We start from the raw sequence: 17,826 nt of genomic DNA on the forward strand, positions 1-17,826 counted from the left end.
CCCATGGCAGGACTGAAGTTACAGGCAGTAAGCAAGAGCTGGGACGGCAAAACCCAGGTGATTGAGCCGCTGACGGTCGACGTGGCGGACGGCGAATTTATCGTGATGGTCGGCCCTTCCGGCTGTGGAAAATCCACCCTGCTGCGCATGGTGGCGGGGCTTGAGCGGGTGACCAGCGGCGATATCTGGATTGACCGGCAGCGCGTCACCGAACTGGAGCCCAAAGAGCGCGGCATCGCCATGGTGTTCCAGAACTACGCGCTCTATCCGCATATGAGCGTCGAAGAGAACATGGCGTGGGGGCTGAAAATCCGCGGCATGGGCAAGGGGCATATTCAGCAAAAGGTCGCGGAAGCGGCGCGCATCCTTGAGCTCGACGGCCTGTTAAAACGCCGGCCGCGCGAGCTTTCCGGCGGGCAGCGTCAGCGCGTGGCGATGGGCCGCGCCATCGTGCGCGATCCGGCGGTATTCCTCTTCGACGAACCGCTTTCCAACCTGGACGCCAGGCTGCGCGTCCAGATGCGCCTTGAGCTGCAGCAGCTGCACCGCCGTCTGAGCACCACAAGCCTGTACGTGACGCACGATCAGGTGGAAGCGATGACCCTGGCGCAGCGCGTGATGGTGATGAACAAAGGCGTCGCCGAACAGATCGGCACGCCGGGGGAGGTTTATGAGCGCCCGGCCAGCCGCTTTGTGGCAAGCTTTATCGGCTCGCCCGGCATGAATCTTTTTACGGGCAGAATCAGCGCCGAGGGTACGCGTTTTGCGCTAACCGATGGCCTGGCGCTGCCGCTGGGCGGCGCTTATTCCCGCTGGCGCGGCCGGGCCGTGACGCTGGGTATCCGCCCGGAACATATTGCGCTAAGCTCACAAACGGCCGGAGGCATCCCCTTTGTCGTGGACACGCTGGAGATGCTCGGCGCAGATAATCTGGTGCACGGCCGCTGGGGCGTGCAAAAGCTGGTGGTGCGCCTTACCCATCAGCAAAGACCGCAGCCGGGCAGCACGCTATGGCTGCATCTGCCGGAAGAGAATCTGCATTTCTTTGACGCAGAAAACGGGAAACGTTTATGAGCAACTGGCCATATCCTTCTGTCGTCGCCCACCGCGGCGGCGGAAAACTCGCGCCGGAAAATACCCTCGCGGCAATCGACGTCGGGGCGCGCTACGGGCACACGATGATTGAGTTTGACGCCAAGCTTTCACAGGACGGGCAAATTTTCCTGCTGCATGACGATACGCTTGAGCGTACCAGCAACGGCTGGGGCGTGGCGGGAGAGCTGCCCTGGGACAAGCTGCTCGGCGTGGACGCCGGCAGCTGGTTCGGCAGGGATTTCAAAGGCGAGCCGCTGCCGCTGCTCTCGCAGGTGGCGGAACGCTGCAAAAGGCACGGCTTAATGGCGAATATCGAAATCAAACCCACCACCGGCACGGAAACCCGGACGGGTAAAGCTATCGCGCTTGCTGCTCGTGAACTCTGGCAGGGGCAAACCGCGCCGCTGCTTTCCTCTTTTTCCGTTGAAGCGCTTGAGGCTGCGCAGGTCGCCGCGCCGGAATTACCCCGTGGTTTGCTGCTCGATGAGTGGCGTGAAGACTGGCGCGAGCTAACCGCCCGCCTTGGCTGCGTGTCGATTCATTTGAATCATAATCTGCTGGATGAGGCGCGGGTGCGGGCGCTAAAAGCGGTGGGGCTGCGTATTCTGGTTTATACCGTGAATGCTCCCCAACGGGCGAAAACCCTGCTGCGCTGGGGAGTGGACGCCATTTGCACCGACAGAATCGATGCTATCGGCCCGGATTTTAAGGCCCAATAGTCTTCAGCGGAATATTAGGCTGCGGCGTGGTCGGGCTGGTCGGGTTCAGCATGCTGCCGTTGGTTTTTGGCTGCAGCATGTGTTCCTGCTGCGCCGCGCGCTCGCTGCCGTTGAGCATTCCTCCGTTGGTATTCGGCAGCATCTGCTGGCTGCCCGGCTCCAGCTCGTTCGGCAGCGTCTGCCTGATGCGCGGCTGCTGCTGGGTGTTGTTGTTTATCTGCGCTTCCAGATGCTGTTGCTGAATGCGCGTCTGGGTTTGCAGCTGCTGGTTCAGCATCCCTTTTTGCTGCGTCTGCTGCATTTGCATCTGCTGCTGCATGCGCTGCTGGCTGGGAATCTGATAATCCGGCATGTTCGGGTTATTCATGGTGTTAAGCGGCTGTGCACAGCTGAAAAAAGGCAGCAGGGCCGTCAGGAGCAATAATTTTTTCATCTTCACCTCCTCCATTTGGGGGATTTTCTAAGTTTACTCCTTTTGCGCCACCGCGATGGTTATTTAAGATTTTTAGACCAGGCTTATCTGGGGATTGACCCTGAAAAGCCTGGAGAAAACGACATGAAGCAGTGGAAAATCAGTCAATGGATAACAGGGCGCTGGATGGCCATTCCTGCGCTGACCATGGCGCTGTGCTTTAGCGCCGGCGCCAATCCGCCGCCGGTTGCCGCCCCGCCTCCGGCACCTGTTTCCTACGGCGTTGAGACGGACGTCCATCATCCGGTTCGCGCGCAGCACGGCATGGTCGCCTCGGTTGACGAGCTGGCAACCAGGGTGGGCGTGGATATTCTCAGGCAGGGCGGCAATGCGGTGGACGCGGCGGTGGCGGTTGGCTTCGCGCTGGCGGTTACGCATCCGCAGGCCGGGAATCTGGGCGGCGGCGGCTTTATGATGCTGCGTACCAAAGACGGCAAAACTACCGCCATCGACTTCCGTGAAATGGCGCCTGAAAAAGCTACCCGCGATATGTTCCTTGATGAAAAAGGGGATGCCGACAGTAAAAAATCCCTCACTTCGCACCTTGCTTCAGGCACGCCGGGCACGGTGGCAGGCTTCGCCCTGGCGCTGGAGAAATACGGCACCTTGCCGTTGAATAAGGTTATTCAGCCCGCCATTAAACTGGCCCGGGACGGCATTACGGTTAACGATGCGCTGGCGGATGACCTGAAGCAGTACGGCGCAGAAGTGCTGCCCAGTCATGAAAACAGCAAAGCAATTTTCTGGAAGACGGACGGCAACCCGCTGCAAAAAGGCGACAGGCTGGTACAGGCCAATCTCGCCAAAAGCCTGGAGATGATTGCCGAGCTGGGGCCGGACGCCTTCTATAAAGGGGCGATTGCCGACCAGATAGCGGATGAGATGGCCAAAAACGGCGGGCTGCTCAGCAAGGCCGATCTTGCGAATTACAAAGCGGTGGAGCGTGAACCTGTCAGCGGGGACTATCGCGGCTATCAGATTTTCTCCATGCCGCCGCCTTCTTCCGGCGGCATCCACATCGTGCAGATCCTCAATATTCTTGAGAACTTTGACCTCGCTAAATACGGCTTCGGCAGCGCGGACGCGATGCAGCTAATGGCGGAAGCGGAAAAATACGCTTACGCAGACCGCTCAGAGTATCTTGGCGATCCTGATTTTGTGAAGGTGCCGTGGCAGGCGCTGACCAGCAAGGCCTACGCCAAATCGCTCGCTGAGAAAATCGATCTCAGCAAAGCGCGCCCGTCGAGTGAAATCAAACCGGGTAAGCTTGCGCCCTATGAAAGCAACCAGACCACGCATTTCTCGGTGGTGGATAAAGACGGCAACGCCGTGGCGGTGACCTACACGCTGAATACCACCTTCGGCACGGGGATAGTCGCGGGCAATACCGGCATTCTGATGAATAACGAAATGGACGATTTCTCCGCCAAGCCCGGCGTGCCGAACGTTTACGGTTTGGTGGGCGGCGATGCGAACGCGGTCGGGCCGCATAAACGTCCGCTGTCCTCCATGTCGCCAACGATTGTGGTGAAAGACGGCAAAACCTGGCTGGTGACGGGCAGCCCAGGCGGCAGCCGCATTATCACCACGGTGCTGCAGATGGTGGTCAACAGCATTGATTTCGGCATGAACGTCGCCGAAGCGACCAACGCCCCGCGTTTTCATCATCAGTGGCTGCCGGACCAGCTGTGGGTTGAAAAAGGCTTTAGCCCGGATACGCTACGGCTGCTGAAAGACAAAGGGCAGAACGTTGCGGTGAAAGAGGCGATGGGCAGTACGCAAAGCATCATGATCGCACCGGATGGCGTGCTTTATGGCGCTTCCGATCCGCGTACCGTCGATGATTTAACCGCGGGTTACTAAAATCTGGCCCTCGTCCGAGGGCCAAAAAATTATTCAGGCTTAAACCGCGCCATAAAATACGCGTCGACATACTTCCCGTCGCGCAGGCCGAAATGCTTACCGGTGCCTTCCACTTCAAAACCAAACTTGCGGTAGACGGCCAGAGCAGCTTCGTTATCCACGTATACGGTCAGCTCTATGCGTTCTATCCGCAGCCAGTTATCGCACAGGTCGGTCATGGCGGCCATCAGCGCGCTGGCGACGCCTCTGCCCTGATAGCCGCTGTCCACGCCCATGCCGAAGGTGGCGACGTGGCAGCGGCGCGGCGACTGCTCAACCGTAAGCATCAGCTGCCCGACGACCCGATCGTCAATACACGCCACAAGGTTGCGGCTGCCGGGTTTCGGCGCGGTGATGCGTTCCGTCCAGGGGTGTAGCGGTGGATGAGGAAGCTGTAGCGTGTCACGGTATACCGCAGGCTGGGCATAGATTTGCTGCAACGCCTGAGCGTCGCCGATTTCAGCGTGACGTACTACGATTTCTTTCATCCTTTTATCCTCAATGAGTTACATAATCCCTTTAAACATCATTGACTTTCAATATGAAGTCAACCGCACATTTTTTGAAATTTCACTTTACAAGTGCGAATGATAATGATTATTATTGCCATGCGTTCAGGGGATACCCTTACGGAGACATCCTGAAAGCACGACATTGCTCACATTGCTTCCAGTATTACTTTAGCCAGCCGGGTGCTGGCTTTTTTTTGCCTTTTTTCCAGCCCGTTCGGCGGATGACGCTTATTCATCCCGCGTTAACGCGGCCGCGGCCTGGCAGGGCGGATAAACGAAGTGCCAACCGCCGCAGACTGAAGTAAGGTTAAAGGAACTCAAAGTCAAAAAGGACGAAGCAATGACTCTCAACTGCGCTTTTATTGGTTTCGGCAAAAGCACCACTCGCTACCATCTTCCTTACGTACTGGCCCGCAAAGACAAATTCCACGTCGCCCATATCTTCCGCCGTCATGAAAAGCCGGAAATCGAGCAGCAGCCTCAGTACGGCGATATTCATTTCACCAGCCGGCTGGATGAAGCGCTTTACGACCCGCAGGTGCAGCTGGTGGTGGTGTGCACGCACGCCGACAGCCATTTCGAGTATGCGAAACGCGCGCTGGAAGCGGGTAAAAACGTGCTGGTGGAAAAGCCGTTTACCCCAACGCTTGCGGAAGCAAAAGAGCTTTTTGAACTCGCCCGCGCCAAAGGGCTGACCATCTCGCCTTATCAGAACCGCCGCTTTGACTCCTGCTTCCTGACGATGAAAAAAGCCATTGAAAGCGGCAGGCTTGGCAAAATCGTGGAGGTTGAAAGCCACTTTGATATGTATCGCCCGGAGGCAGAAACCAAGCCTGGCCTGCCCGCAGACGGCGCGTTCTACGGGCTTGGCGTCCATACGATGGACCAGATTATTTCGCTGTTCGGCCGCCCGGACCATGTGTCCTATGACATCCGCAGCGTGCGCAATAAAGCCAATCCGGACGACACCTTCGAAGCGCAGCTGTTCTACGGCGATATGAAGGCCGTGGTCAAAACCAGCCACCTGGTGAAAATCGACTACCCGAAATTCATCGTTCACGGCACCAAAGGCTCGTTCGTGAAATACGGCATCGACCAGCAGGAAACCAGCCTGAAGGCATACATCATGCCGGGGGAACCGGGTTTTGCCGCTGACGACAGCGTTGGCGTTCTGGAGTATGTCAACGACGCCGGAGAAACGGTGCGCGAAGAGTTAAAGCCGGAGCAGGGCGATTACGGCCGCGTGTACGACGCGCTGTATGAAACCATCCTTAACGGTGCGCCGAATTTTGTCAGCGAAACTGAAGCATTAACCAATCTTGAAATCCTCGAACGCGGCTTCGAACAGGCCTCGCCCTCAACGGTGACGCTGGCCTGACGGCAAAAAAAGACGCCTCAGACTTGTTCATTTTTTTTGAACAGAGGCGTCAAACTTCACCCTCTATGATCCCTTCTGATTCAGGTCCACACTTAGCCCATCAAACGAATTGAGGAGAAGTGAAATGATCTACTTAAGAAAAGCCGAAGAACGGGGACATGCGAATCACGGTTGGCTGGATAGCTGGCACACTTTCTCTTTTGCCAACTATTACGACGCCAATTTTATGGGCTTCTCGGCGCTGCGCGTGATTAATGAAGACGTGGTCGCGGCCGGGGAAGGTTTTGGTACGCATCCGCACAAAGACATGGAAATCCTCACCTATGTGCTTGAAGGCGCGGTAGCGCATCGGGACAGCATGGGCAATGAAGAGCAGGTACCGGCGGGCGAATTCCAGATTATGAGCGCCGGGACCGGGATCACCCACTCCGAATACAACCCCAGCAAAACCGATCGTCTGCGCCTGTACCAGATCTGGATCATGCCGGATAAAAACGGCATCACGCCGCGCTACGACCAGCGTCGTTTTGATGCGCCGCAGGGCCGCCAGCTGGTGCTGTCGCCGGATGCGCGTGACGGCTCCCTGAAGGTGAATCAGGATATGGAACTGTCGCGCTGGGCGCTGGCGAAAGACGAGCAGTCCGTCTGTCAAATTCCGGCGGACCGCCGCATCTGGATTCAGGTGGTGAAGGGCGATGTTTCTGTCAACGGCACCAGGGCAAAAACCAGCGACGCCGTCGCCGTGTGGGATGAACAGGCGATATCCGTTCACGCCAACGAAACAAGCGAAATTTTGCTGTTTGATTTGCCACCGGTCTGATAATTCTCGTTAGTTACCGGTCACAACCTGCTGCTGAAACAGGGGAAGGTTGTGCCCGGGTCGTGCTAAACTTCTTCGTCAATATTGAAGAAGCACGCGCGGAATATGAAAAAGAAAAGACCAGTACTACAGGACGTTGCTGATCGGGTAGGGATCACCAAAATGACGGTGAGCCGTTTTCTGCGCAACCCCGACCAGGTGTCCGCCGCGCTGCAGGTAAAAATTGCCGCCGCCCTGGACGAGCTGGGCTATATCCCCAACCGCGCGCCCGATATCCTTTCTAATTCCACCAGCCGCGCCATCGGCGTTTTGCTGCCTTCGCTTACCAACCAGGTGTTTGCGGAAGTGCTGCGCGGTATCGAAAACGTCATTGACGCCTACGGCTACCAGACCATGCTTGCCCACTACGGCTATAAACCGGAGCTGGAGGAAGAGCGTCTGGAATCGATGCTTTCCTGGAATATTGACGGTCTGATCCTCACCGAGCGTACCCACACCCCACGCACGCTTAAAATGATTGAGGTGGCCGGCATTCCGGTGGTGGAACTTATGGACAGCGTTTCGCCGTGCCTCGATATCGCCGTAGGCTTCGATAACTTCGAAGCGGCGCGCCAGATGACCGCGGCCATTATCGCCCGCGGCCCACCGCCATGTGGCCTACCTCGGCGCGCGTCTCGACGAGCGTACGGTTATCAAACAGCACGGCTACGAGCAGGCGATGCGCGATGCCGGTCTGGTGCCTTATAGCGTAATGGTCGAGCAGTCCTCTTCCTATTCCACCGGCATTGAGCTGTTCCGCCAGGCCAGACGCGAATACCCGCAGCTCGACAGCATTTTTTGCACCAACGATGATTTAGCCATCGGCGCGGCTTTTGAATGCCAGCGGCAGGGCTTAAGCATTCCGCAGGATATGGCGATTGCCGGTTTCCACGGCCATGATATCGGCCAGGTCATGGAGCCGCGGCTGGCGAGCGTTCTGACGCCGCGTGAACGCATGGGCCGCATCGGCGCGGAGCGTTTGCTGGCAAGAATTCGCGGCGAAGAAGTGGCGCCGAAGATGCTCGATCTCGGCTTTACGCTCTCGCCCGGCGGCTCCATCTGACGCCAACAAAACTTGATGTAGTTCACACTTATCGGCTTTTAAACCGAATGGTTATTGCTTATTGACCGACCACTCATGACAATGTTACCGATAACAGTTACCCGTAACAGCGCAGGCGCGCGCGGTGGCTGATAATTACGTAATCATTGTGCCAGTCGGAGCTACGCTATGAGCACTACTAACCATGACCACCATATCTACGTCCTGATGGGCGTTTCAGGCAGCGGCAAGTCCGCCGTCGCCAGTGAAGTAGCGCACCAGTTGAAAGCCGCTTTTCTGGATGGCGATTTCCTGCATCCGCGCAGCAATATCATGAAAATGGCCTCCGGTGAGCCGCTAAACGACGACGACCGCAAGCCGTGGCTGCAGGCCCTCAACGACGCCGCTTTCGCCATGCAGCGCACCAATAAAGTCTCCCTGATCGTCTGCTCCGCCCTGAAAAAATGCTACCGCGACCAGCTGCGCGACGGTAACCCGAACCTCTCTTTCATCTACATGAAGGGCGGGTTTGAGGTTATCGAAAGCCGCCTGAAGGCGCGTAAAGGCCACTTCTTCAAAACCCAAATGTTAGTGACCCAGTTTGCAACGCTCGAAGAGCCGCAGGCGGACGAAAAAGATGTGCTGGTTGTCGATATCGATCAGCCGCTGGACGGCGTGGTCGCCAGCACAATAGCTTTAATTAACAAAGGCAGTGCGCAGTGAGTACATTAACGCTTGTTTTAACAGCGGCAGGATCGGTTTTACTGCTGCTGTTTTTAGTCATGAAGGCGCGCATGCACGCCTTCCTGGCTTTGATGGTGGTGTCTGTTGGCGCAGGGCTGTTTTCCGGAATGCCGCTTGAAAAAATCGCCGCAACCATGGAAAAAGGGATGGGCGGTACGCTGGGCTTCCTTGCGATCGTCGTCGCGCTCGGCGCGATGTTCGGCAAAATTCTTCATGAAACGGGCGCGGTTGACCAGATTGCGGTCAAAATGCTCAAGTCCTTCGGCCACAGCCGCGCGCACTACGCGATTGGTCTTGCAGGCTTAATCTGCGCGCTGCCGCTGTTCTTCGAGGTGGCCATTGTGCTGCTGATTAGCGTGGCGTTCTCGATGGCGCGTCATACCGGCACTAACCTCGTTAAGCTGGTGATTCCTCTGTTTGCCGGCGTGGCCGCCGCCGCCGCCTTCCTGCTGCCGGGGCCTGCGCCGATGCTGCTGGCCTCCCAGATGCACGCCGACTTCGGCTGGATGATCCTGATTGGCCTGTGTGCGGCCATTCCCGGCATGATCGTCGCCGGCCCGCTGTTTGGCAATTTCATCAGCAAATACGTTGAGCTGCGCATTCCGGACGATATTTCCGAGCCGCATCTGGGCGAGGGCAAGCTGCCTTCTTTCGGTTTCAGCCTGTCGCTTATTCTGCTGCCGCTGGTGCTGGTTGGCCTGAAAACTATCGCCGCGCGCTTTGTCGCGGAAGGTTCCACGCTGTACGACTGGCTGGAGTTTATCGGGCATCCGTTCACCGCGATTCTGGTCGCTTGCCTGGTGGCGATTTACGGCCTGGCCTACCGTCAGGGCATGGCGAAAGAAAAAGTCATGGAAATCTGCGGCCACGCTCTGCAGCCGGCGGGCATTATCCTGCTGGTCATCGGCGCAGGCGGCGTGTTCAAACAGGTTCTGGTGGACTCCGGCGTCGGCCCGGCGCTGGGCGAAGCGCTGACCGGTTTAGGCCTGCCGATTGCGGTGACCTGCTTCGTGCTGGCCGCGGCGGTGCGAATCATTCAGGGCTCTGCAACGGTCGCCTGCCTGACGGCCGTAGGTCTGGTGATGCCGGTGATTGAACAGCTGAACTACAACGGCGCGCAGATGGCGGCACTGTCTATCTGTATCGCCGGCGGCTCGATTGTGGTGAGCCACGTAAACGACGCCGGCTTCTGGCTGTTCGGCAAGTTCACCGGCGCGACGGAAGGGCAAACCCTGAAAACCTGGACGATGATGGAAACCATCCTCGGCACCACCGGGGCGATTGTCGGGATGATAGCGTTTACGCTTCTGTCCTGATCTGTTGCGGAAATAAAAAGGCAGCGCTCTTACGAGGCTGCCTTTTTTCGCTATGAAGCGGCAGTAAGGGGAAATTCAAATTATCCCTGCATCCACGTGCGGATGCCGTCCAGGAACATCTGGGTGGAAAGCATAATCAGCACCAGGCCCATCAGGCGCTCCAGCGCGTTCACGCCCTTTTCGCCCAGCAGGCGCAGAAACAGCGACGACTGCAGCAAAATCGCCACCGTTCCGCCCCATGCCAGCATCAGCGCGGCCACTAGATGCCCCATCTGGTTCGGGTACTGGTGCGAGAGCAGCATCAGCGTCGCCAGCAGCGAAGGGCCGGCAACTAAAGGGATAGCCAGCGGGACAATAAACGGCTCTTCGCCGGCGGGCAGGCCGGTGGTGCTGCCTTCATGGCTGGGGAAAATCATTTTTATCGCGATAAGGAACAGAATAATCCCGCCTGAGATGGAGACTGTTTCCGCGCGCAGGTTAAGAAACGCGAGGATTTTTTCCCCGGCAAAGAGGAAAATCAGCATCAGCAACAGCGCGATAAGCAGCTCGCGGATCATAATTTTCCGACGGCGTTTGGGCTCCGTATGCTTGAGCACCGACATAAAAATGGGCAGGTTGCCTAGTGGATCCATAATCAGGATCAGCAGGACCGCCGCGGATATAATTTCGTTCATCTGTCTTCCCCGAAAAGCGAACTGATTTTCCGCTAATAAGCTGTGTTACTGATGCAGCGGATATCATTGATTAATTTCACTTGCGACTTTGGCTGCATTTTGTAAGGTGGATGGCAGTTTATTAATGCACACTACGCACACACTTCAGCACGGATAAGTCGCTATGAAAAATGTAGGTTTTATTGGCTGGCGCGGTATGGTCGGCTCTGTACTCATGCAGCGCATGGTAGAAGAGCGTGACTTTGACGCCATTCGTCCCGTTTTCTTTTCTACTTCCCAGTTGGGCCAGGCGGCCCCCTCTTTTGCAGGCCAGTCTAACGGCACGCTTCAGGATGCTTACTCTCTGGAAGCACTGAAGGCGCTGGACATTATCATTACCTGCCAGGGCGGCGATTATACCAATGAAATCTACCCAAAGCTTCGTGAAAGCGGCTGGCAGGGCTACTGGATTGACGCCGCCTCCTCGCTGCGCATGAAAGACGATGCGATTATTATTCTCGACCCGGTAAACCAGCACGTTATCCAGGAAGGCCTCAACAAAGGCGTGAAAACCTTTGTCGGCGGCAACTGTACCGTTAGCCTGATGCTGATGTCGCTGGGCGGCCTGTTCGCCAACGATCTGGTGGACTGGGTTTCCGTGGCGACCTATCAGGCGGCATCCGGCGGCGGCGCGCGCCATATGCGCGAACTGCTAAGCCAGATGGGGCAGCTGCACAACCATGTCGCAGGCGAGCTGGCCGATCCGGCTTGCGCCATCCTTGATATCGAACGCAAGGTGACCGAGCTGTCGCGCGGCGGCAATCTGCCGGTGGACAACTTTGGCGTGCCTTTGGCCGGCAGCCTGATTCCGTGGATCGACAAACAGCTCGATAACGGCCAGAGCCGTGAAGAGTGGAAAGGGCAGGCGGAAACCAACAAGATCCTTAACACCAGCACCCTGATTCCCGTCGATGGTTTGTGCGTGCGCGTAGGCGCGCTGCGCTGCCACAGCCAGGCATTCACCATCAAATTGAAAAAAGATATTTCAATTCCCGCCATTGAAGAGATGCTGGGCGCGCATAACGCCTGGGCGAAAGTTATCCCAAACGATCGGGAAATCACCATGCGCGAGCTGACGCCTGCTGCGGTAACCGGCACGCTGACGACTCCCGTAGGCCGTCTGCGTAAGCTGAATATGGGGCCGGAATACCTCTCCGCCTTTACCGTAGGCGACCAGCTTCTGTGGGGCGCGGCGGAGCCGTTACGCAGAATGTTAAGGTTGATTGCGTAATTATACTTACATACGAAAGGGGCATTGCGGCCCCTTTTTTTTTGCGCCATACATGACGTATCCGCAGGTCTTGCATTAATTCTCAGGAGTAAAATAGCGCGTTGGCTATGCTTAAGTTAGGACGGTTAAGACCGTCATGATGGTTAGTTGGGCGGAACAGCTTACAGGAAGTTTTTTTACGCTGTCCGTTTGGGTCAATGATAAGTGTCTCGTCAGCGCGTAAGCGTTGCGCTGGGTCAGATGACACATACAATAAACAGGACGAATGCCATGTCTGTTCTTCCAGAAAAAGACGTGATAAATGCGCTCATTACGGGTCATTTCGCCGACCCTTTCTCCCTGCTGGGGATGCATAAAACGGAAGCCGGGCTGGAAGTCCGCGCGCTGTTGCCAGACGCAACCGAGGTCTGGGTTATCGAACCAAAAACTGGCCGCAAGGTCGGCAAGCTTGAATGCCTCGACTCGCGTGGTTTTTTCTGCGGCGTTATCCCGCGTCGTAAAAACTTTTTTCGCTATCAGCTGGCCGTTATCTGGCACGGCCAGGAAAACCTGATTGACGACCCTTATCGCTTTGGTCCGCTAATCCAGGAGATGGACAGCTGGCTGCTCTCCGAAGGCACGCATCTTCGCCCCTACGAAACGCTTGGCGCCCATGCCGATACCATGGACGGCGTGACCGGCACGCGCTTCACCGTCTGGGCGCCCAATGCGCGTCGCGTTTCCGTGGTCGGGCAATTTAACTACTGGGACGGCCGCCGCCATCCCATGCGCCTGCGCCGTGAAAGCGGCATCTGGGAGCTGTTTATTCCCGGCGCGCATCCCGGCCAGCTCTACAAATTCGAACTGATTGATATCGAAGGCAACCTGCGGCTGAAAGCCGATCCTTACGCTTTTGAATCGCAAATGCGCCCGGAAACGGCCTCGCTGATCTGCGGCCTGCCCGAGAAAACCACCCTTAGCCCGGCGCGGCAAAAAGCCAACGGTTTCGATCGGCCTATCTCGATTTACGAAGTGCATCTCGGCTCCTGGCGCCGCCATGCCGACAACAATTTCTGGCTCAGCTACCGTGAGCTGGCGGACCAGCTGGTGCCCTATGTTAAAGAGATGGGCTTTACCCACCTCGAACTGCTGCCGATTAACGAACATCCGTTTGACGGCAGCTGGGGCTACCAGCCGCAGGGCCTGTACGCGCCGACGCGCCGCTTTGGCACGCGCGAGGATTTCCGCTACTTCATCAACGCGGCGCACGCGGCCGGGCTGAACGTGCTGCTTGACTGGGTGCCCGGCCACTTCCCGACGGATGACGCGGGCCTTGCGAAATTCGACGGCACCTCGCTTTACGAACACAGCGATCCGCGCGAAGGCTATCACCAGGACTGGAACACGCTGATTTACAACTACGGGCGGCGCGAAGTCAGCAACTATCTGGTAGGCAACGCGCTGTACTGGATTGAACGCTTTGGCATCGACGGTCTGCGCGTGGATGCGGTGGCGTCGATGATCTACCGCGACTACAGCCGCCAGCCCGGCGAATGGATACCCAATGACAAAGGCGGGCGCGAAAACTTAGAGGCCATCGAATTCCTGCGCAATACCAACCGCATTATCGGCGAGCAAACGCCGGGCGCGGTCACCATGGCGGAAGAGTCGACGGACTTCCCCGGCGTGTCGCGTCCTCCGTCGTCGGGCGGCTTAGGCTTCTGGTTCAAGTGGAACCTGGGCTGGATGCACGACACCCTCGACTATATGAAGCTCGACCCGATACATCGCCAGTATCATCACGACAAAATGACCTTCGGCATGCTCTATAACAGCACCGAAAACTTCGTGCTGCCGCTCTCGCACGATGAAGTGGTGCACGGTAAGAAATCTATTCTCGACAGGATGCCGGGCGATGCCTGGCAGAAGTTCGCCAACCTGCGCGCCTACTACGGCTGGATGTGGGCGTTCCCGGGTAAGAAGCTGCTGTTTATGGGCAACGAATTCGCCCAGGGCCGCGAATGGAACCACGACAGCAGCCTGGACTGGCATCTGCTGGAGGGCGACGATAACTGGCACCACGGCGTGCAGCGCCTGGTTCGCGATCTGAACCATACCTATCGTCATCATGCCGCCCTGCACGAGCTGGATTTCGACGCCTACGGCTTTGAGTGGCTGGTGGTGGAAGATAAGGTCAACTCGGTGTTTATTTTTGTGCGCCGCGACGCCCAGGGCAACGAGCTGATTGTTGCCAGCAACTTTACGCCGGTGCCGCGCTATAACTACCGTTTTGGCATCAACCAGCCGGGCCGCTGGCGCGAAGAGCTGAACACCGACTCCATGCACTACCACGGCAGCAATACCGGCAACAGCGGCGTGGTGCAAAGCGACGCCATTCCAAGCCACGGGCGCGAGAATTCACTGAACCTGACGCTGCCTCCGCTTGCGACCATCTGGCTGGTCCGGGAGGGTGAATGACGTTACTGAGCGCGGGCAATTCGGCGCCGTATGGGGCGTTTTATGACGGAAAAGGGGTGAACTTCACCCTGTTTTCCGCCCATGCGCATAAAGTCGAACTGTGCGTTTTTGACGAACACGGCCATGAGCAGCGCTACGACCTGCCGATGCGTACCGGGGATATCTGGCACGGCTATCTGCCCGGCGCCAAACCGGGTTTGCACTACGGCTACCGGGTTCACGGCCCCTGGGAGCCGGATAACGGGCACCGCTTCAATCCAGCTAAATTACTGCTCGACCCCTGCGCGCGCGTGGTGGTCGGCGGCCTGAACGATCATCCCCATTTCCACGGCGGGCATGACCAGCCTGATATGCAGGACGACGCCGCCGAAATGGCGAAATGCGTGGTGGTGCAGGATAAATTCGACTGGGAAGACGACGAGCATCCGCGCACGCCGTGGGGCAAGACCGTTATCTACGAGGCCCACGTTCGCGGTTTGACGCTGCTTCATCCGGATATTCCGCAGGACATTCGCGGCACCTACGCGGCGCTTGGCCACCCGGTCATGATCGCCTATTTCCAACGCCTGGGGATTACGGCGCTGGAGCTGCTGCCGGTGGCGCATTTTGTTACCGAGCCGCGCGTCGCGCAGCTGGGGTTGAGCAACTACTGGGGATATAACCCGCGCGCTTTCTACGCGACAGAAGGCTATTACGCCTCCGGCGGCGATCCGCTGAAGGCTGCCGACGAGCTGCGCGGGGCAGTCAAAGAGCTGCATAAGGCGGGCATCGAAGTGATTCTGGATATCGTGCTCAACCACAGCGCGGAGCTGGATCTGGACGGCCCGACCTTCTCGCTGCGCGGAATCGATAACCGTAGCTATTATTGGTTAATGGATAACGGCGATTATCACAACTGGACGGGCTGCGGTAACGCATTGAATTTGAGCACGCCGGGAGTGGTCGCCCAAATGGTGGACTGCCTGCGTTACTGGGTCGATTGCTGCCATGTGGACGGTTTTCGCTTCGATCTGGCGTCGATCATGGGCAGAACGCCGCAGTTTCGCCAGGACGCGCCGCTGTTTGAAGCGATCAAAAACGATCCGGTGCTTTCACAGATCAAGCTGATAGCCGAGCCCTGGGATATCGGCCCGGGCGGCTATCAGGTCGGCAACTATCCGCCGTTATTTGCCGAGTGGAACGACCATTTTCGCGACGGCATGCGCCGCTTCTGGCTGCGGCAGGACCTCTCCCCCGGAGGGTTCGCCTGCCGCTTTGCCGGTTCAAGCGATGTTTACCGCCGCGAAGGTCTTCTTCCCTCAGCCAGCATCAACTTAATCACGGCCCACGACGGCTTCACCCTGCGCGACTGCGTGAGCTTTAACAATAAGCACAACGAAGCCAACGGCGAAGATAACCGTGACGGGACAGGCAATAATTACAGCAACAACCACGGGTTTGAAGGGCTGGAAGCCAGCCTGAACATTAAAGAGCGGCGTCGCAACAGCGTACACGCGCTGCTCACGTTGTTATTGCTCTCCCAGGGCACGCCGATGCTGCTTGCCGGTGACGAACACGGCCACAGCCAGCACGGCAACAACAACGCTTACTGTCAGGACAACGCCCTGACGTGGCTTGACTGGGAGCACTGTAACGATGGTTTGACAACTTTTACCGCGGCATTGATTCATCTGCGCCAGTCTATTCCGGCATTAACCCGCAATAGCTGGTGGGAGGAAGGCGATGACAATGTGCGTTGGTTAAATAAAGAGGCGCAGCCTCTTAGCGCTGACGAGTGGCAAAGCGGGATCCATCGTCTGCAAATCCTGCTCAGCGAACGTTGGCTTGTTACGATAAATGCCACCGAAGAAGTGGCAGATATCGTATTACCTGAAGGGGAATGGCGAGCCATTCCTCCTTTTGCCGGAGAGGATAACCCGGTGGTAATGGCTGTTTGGCATGGGGCCCTGCGCACGGAGTCTGCGTATTCCAGAAGTCATGAAAAAGGAGTCAGTCATGGTTAGGTTTGAAAAGAACGATCCTCTGATGTTGGCAAGACAGCTGCCGAATAAAGCAGTTGCGCTGATTTTGGCCGGTGGCCGCGGTACCCGATTAAAAGATTTAACTTCGACCCGTGCGAAGCCCGCCGTGCACTTTGGCGGCAAGTTCCGCATTATCGATTTTGCGTTATCCAACTGTATTAACTCTGGCATCCGTCGTATCGGCGTGATTACCCAGTATCAGTCCCACACGCTGGTGCAGCATATCCAGCGCGGCTGGTCCTTTTTCAGCGAGGAGATGAACGAGTTTGTCGACCTGTTGCCCGCGCAGCAGCGCGTACACGGGGAAAACTGGTATCGCGGCACGGCGGATGCCGTCACGCAGAACCTCGACATTATTCGTCGCTACAAAGCTGAATACGTGGTGATTCTGGCCGGGGACCATATTTACAAGCAGGACTACTCGCGCATGCTTATCGACCACGTCGAGAAGGGCGCGCGCTGTACGGTGGCCTGTATGCCGGTGCCGCTGCACGAAGCGACGGCGTTTGGCGTAATGGCCGTAGACGAAGAAGACAAGATAATCGAATTCGTTGAAAAACCTGCTAATCCGCCTTCCATGCCTGGCGACGACAGCAAAGCGTTAGCCAGCATGGGGATTTATGTTTTTGATGCCGATTACCTCTATGAACTGCTTGAAGCCGACGACGTCGACGAAAATTCCAGCCACGATTTCGGCAAAGATATTATTCCCTACGTCATGAAGTCCGGCCAGGCGTTCGCCCACCCGTTCCCGCTGTCCTGCGTACAGTCCGATCCGAACGCAGAGCCGTACTGGCGCGATGTGGGGACGCTGGAGGCCTACTGGAAAGCCAACCTCGATCTCGCCTCGGTTACGCCGGAGCTGGATATGTACGACCAGGAATGGCCGATTCGCACCCATATGGAACCGCTGCCGCCGGCAAAATTTGTGCAGGACCGCTCGGGCAGTCACGGCATGACGCTGAACTCGCTGGTTTCCGGCGGGTGCATTATCTCCGGGTCGGTGGTGGTGCAGTCGGTATTGTTCCCAAGGGTGCGTATTAACTCGTTTTGTAATATCGATTCGTCAGTTCTGCTGCCGGATGTAAAAGTGGGGCGTTCGTGCCGCCTGCGCCGCTGCATTATCGACAGGGCGTGCGTTATCCCGGAAGGCATGGTTATTGGCGAAAACGCTGAAGAAGACGGGCGTCGTTTCTACCGCTCGGAAGAGGGTATTGTGCTGGTAACCCGGGACATGCTGGCCAAACTGCAAGGTTGAAAGTAAAGGATTGACCCACGCGCGGCGCGTGCCGCGCGTTGTCATTTTATCGTTCGGCGCTGTACCTGACTGAAAAACGGCGTCGCGACTTGCTAACGGGAGCGATA

The 17,826-nt window shown here is 57.3% G+C and carries 13 protein-coding genes and 2 pseudogenes; 12 read left to right on the forward strand and 3 right to left on the reverse strand.

The features are described from left to right. Nucleotides 1-3 precede the first annotated feature (3 nt). Nucleotides 4-1,074 (forward strand): sn-glycerol-3-phosphate import ATP-binding protein UgpC, encoded by a 1,071-nt coding sequence (locus WLO32_RS01285; protein ID WP_435946928.1) that lies wholly within the window; start codon nt 4-6, stop codon nt 1,072-1,074. Beyond that, a complete protein-coding gene (gene ugpQ, locus WLO32_RS01290; protein WP_435946929.1) occupies nt 1,071-1,814 on the forward strand; it encodes a glycerophosphodiester phosphodiesterase in 744 nt (247 codons plus the stop codon). Before WLO32_RS01285 ends, ugpQ begins: the two co-directional genes overlap by 4 nt. Here the strand turns inward: ugpQ and WLO32_RS01295 are convergent. Beyond that, complete coding sequence (locus WLO32_RS01295; RefSeq protein WP_435946930.1) at nt 1,801-2,247, reverse strand: DUF2756 family protein; 447 nt, start codon at nt 2,245-2,247, stop codon at nt 1,801-1,803. The genes ugpQ and WLO32_RS01295 overlap by 14 nt on opposite strands. A 123-nt stretch (nt 2,248-2,370) precedes the next feature. Here WLO32_RS01295 and ggt point away from each other — a divergent pair, with 123 nt between their 5' ends. Further along, on the forward strand, nt 2,371-4,149 hold the full coding sequence (gene ggt, locus WLO32_RS01300; protein WP_435946931.1) for a gamma-glutamyltransferase: 1,779 nt from the start codon (nt 2,371-2,373) through the stop codon (nt 4,147-4,149). 29 nt (nt 4,150-4,178) lie between these two features. Here the strand turns inward: ggt and yhhY are convergent, their stop codons facing one another. Beyond that, nucleotides 4,179-4,676: an N-acetyltransferase gene (gene yhhY / locus WLO32_RS01305; RefSeq protein WP_435946932.1), complete on the reverse strand. Its 498-nt coding sequence runs from the start codon at nt 4,674-4,676 to the stop codon at nt 4,179-4,181. Nucleotides 4,677-5,040: 364 nt separating this feature from the next. Between yhhY and WLO32_RS01310 the strand changes: the two genes are divergently transcribed. The 5 genes and pseudogenes from WLO32_RS01310 to gntU all read left to right on the forward strand — a co-directional run bounded on the left by WLO32_RS01310 (nt 5,041) and on the right by gntU (nt 10,039). Continuing rightward, nucleotides 5,041-6,078 carry an oxidoreductase gene (locus WLO32_RS01310; RefSeq protein WP_435946933.1) on the forward strand — a complete coding sequence of 346 codons (1,038 nt, stop codon included), beginning with the start codon at nt 5,041-5,043 and terminating at the stop codon, nt 6,076-6,078. A 124-nt stretch (nt 6,079-6,202) separates the two neighbouring features. Continuing rightward, entirely contained in the window at nt 6,203-6,898 is a 696-nt protein-coding gene (locus tag WLO32_RS01315) for a pirin family protein (protein ID WP_435946934.1), read from the forward strand. A gap of 105 nt (nt 6,899-7,003) precedes the next feature. Then, nucleotides 7,004-8,000 (forward strand): annotated as a pseudogene (gntR, locus tag WLO32_RS01320) (gluconate operon transcriptional repressor GntR). Between the two features lie 168 nt (nt 8,001-8,168). After that, nucleotides 8,169-8,702, forward strand: a complete 534-nt coding sequence (gene gntK, locus WLO32_RS01325; protein WP_435946935.1) for a gluconokinase — start codon at nt 8,169-8,171, stop codon at nt 8,700-8,702. Further along, nucleotides 8,699-10,039, forward strand: coding sequence for a gluconate transporter (gntU, locus tag WLO32_RS01330; protein ID WP_435946936.1), 1,341 nt, complete (start codon nt 8,699-8,701; stop codon nt 10,037-10,039). Before gntK ends, gntU begins: the two co-directional genes overlap by 4 nt. An 80-nt stretch (nt 10,040-10,119) precedes the next feature. Here the strand turns inward: gntU and WLO32_RS01335 are convergent, their stop codons facing one another. Continuing rightward, complete coding sequence (locus WLO32_RS01335; RefSeq protein ID WP_435946937.1) at nt 10,120-10,713, reverse strand: YhgN family NAAT transporter; 594 nt, start codon at nt 10,711-10,713, stop codon at nt 10,120-10,122. Nucleotides 10,714-10,876: 163 nt separating this feature from the next. Between WLO32_RS01335 and asd the strand changes: the two genes are divergently transcribed. The 4 genes and pseudogenes from asd to glgC all read left to right on the forward strand — a co-directional run bounded on the left by asd (nt 10,877) and on the right by glgC (nt 17,719). Continuing rightward, on the forward strand, nt 10,877-11,983 hold the full coding sequence (asd, locus tag WLO32_RS01340; RefSeq protein ID WP_435946938.1) for an aspartate-semialdehyde dehydrogenase: 1,107 nt from the start codon (nt 10,877-10,879) through the stop codon (nt 11,981-11,983). A gap of 270 nt (nt 11,984-12,253) precedes the next feature. Further along, on the forward strand, nt 12,254-14,440 hold the full coding sequence (gene glgB / locus WLO32_RS01345; RefSeq protein WP_435946939.1) for a 1,4-alpha-glucan branching enzyme: 2,187 nt from the start codon (nt 12,254-12,256) through the stop codon (nt 14,438-14,440). Beyond that, nucleotides 14,437-16,421 (forward strand): annotated as a pseudogene (gene glgX, locus WLO32_RS01350) (glycogen debranching protein GlgX). The gene glgB and the pseudogene glgX overlap by 4 nt, the downstream one beginning before the upstream one ends. A 14-nt stretch (nt 16,422-16,435) precedes the next feature. Continuing rightward, nucleotides 16,436-17,719: a glucose-1-phosphate adenylyltransferase gene (gene glgC, locus WLO32_RS01355; protein WP_121267498.1), complete on the forward strand. Its 1,284-nt coding sequence runs from the start codon at nt 16,436-16,438 to the stop codon at nt 17,717-17,719. Nucleotides 17,720-17,826 lie beyond the last annotated feature (107 nt).

It is taken from the genome of Dryocola mayonis, assembly GCF_051307045.1.
Classification (GTDB): domain Bacteria; phylum Pseudomonadota; class Gammaproteobacteria; order Enterobacterales; family Enterobacteriaceae; genus Dryocola.

What these genes read in the sequence shown, in the direction of transcription:
- WLO32_RS01285 (WP_435946928.1), top strand. Translation starts at nt 4, where the DNA reads ATGGCAGGACTGAAGTTACAGGCAGTAAGCAAGAGCTGGGACGGCAAA.
- ugpQ (WP_435946929.1), top strand. Translation starts at nt 1,071, where the DNA reads ATGAGCAACTGGCCATATCCTTCTGTCGTCGCCCACCGCGGCGGCGGA.
- WLO32_RS01295 (WP_435946930.1), bottom strand. Translation starts at nt 2,247, where the DNA reads ATGAAAAAATTATTGCTCCTGACGGCCCTGCTGCCTTTTTTCAGCTGT.
- ggt (WP_435946931.1), top strand. Translation starts at nt 2,371, where the DNA reads ATGAAGCAGTGGAAAATCAGTCAATGGATAACAGGGCGCTGGATGGCC.
- yhhY (WP_435946932.1), bottom strand. Translation starts at nt 4,676, where the DNA reads ATGAAAGAAATCGTAGTACGTCACGCTGAAATCGGCGACGCTCAGGCG.
- WLO32_RS01310 (WP_435946933.1), top strand. Translation starts at nt 5,041, where the DNA reads ATGACTCTCAACTGCGCTTTTATTGGTTTCGGCAAAAGCACCACTCGC.
- WLO32_RS01315 (WP_435946934.1), top strand. Translation starts at nt 6,203, where the DNA reads ATGATCTACTTAAGAAAAGCCGAAGAACGGGGACATGCGAATCACGGT.
- gntK (WP_435946935.1), top strand. Translation starts at nt 8,169, where the DNA reads ATGAGCACTACTAACCATGACCACCATATCTACGTCCTGATGGGCGTT.
- WLO32_RS01335 (WP_435946937.1), bottom strand. Translation starts at nt 10,713, where the DNA reads ATGAACGAAATTATATCCGCGGCGGTCCTGCTGATCCTGATTATGGAT.
- asd (WP_435946938.1), top strand. Translation starts at nt 10,877, where the DNA reads ATGAAAAATGTAGGTTTTATTGGCTGGCGCGGTATGGTCGGCTCTGTA.
- glgB (WP_435946939.1), top strand. Translation starts at nt 12,254, where the DNA reads ATGTCTGTTCTTCCAGAAAAAGACGTGATAAATGCGCTCATTACGGGT.
- glgC (WP_121267498.1), top strand. Translation starts at nt 16,436, where the DNA reads ATGGTTAGGTTTGAAAAGAACGATCCTCTGATGTTGGCAAGACAGCTG.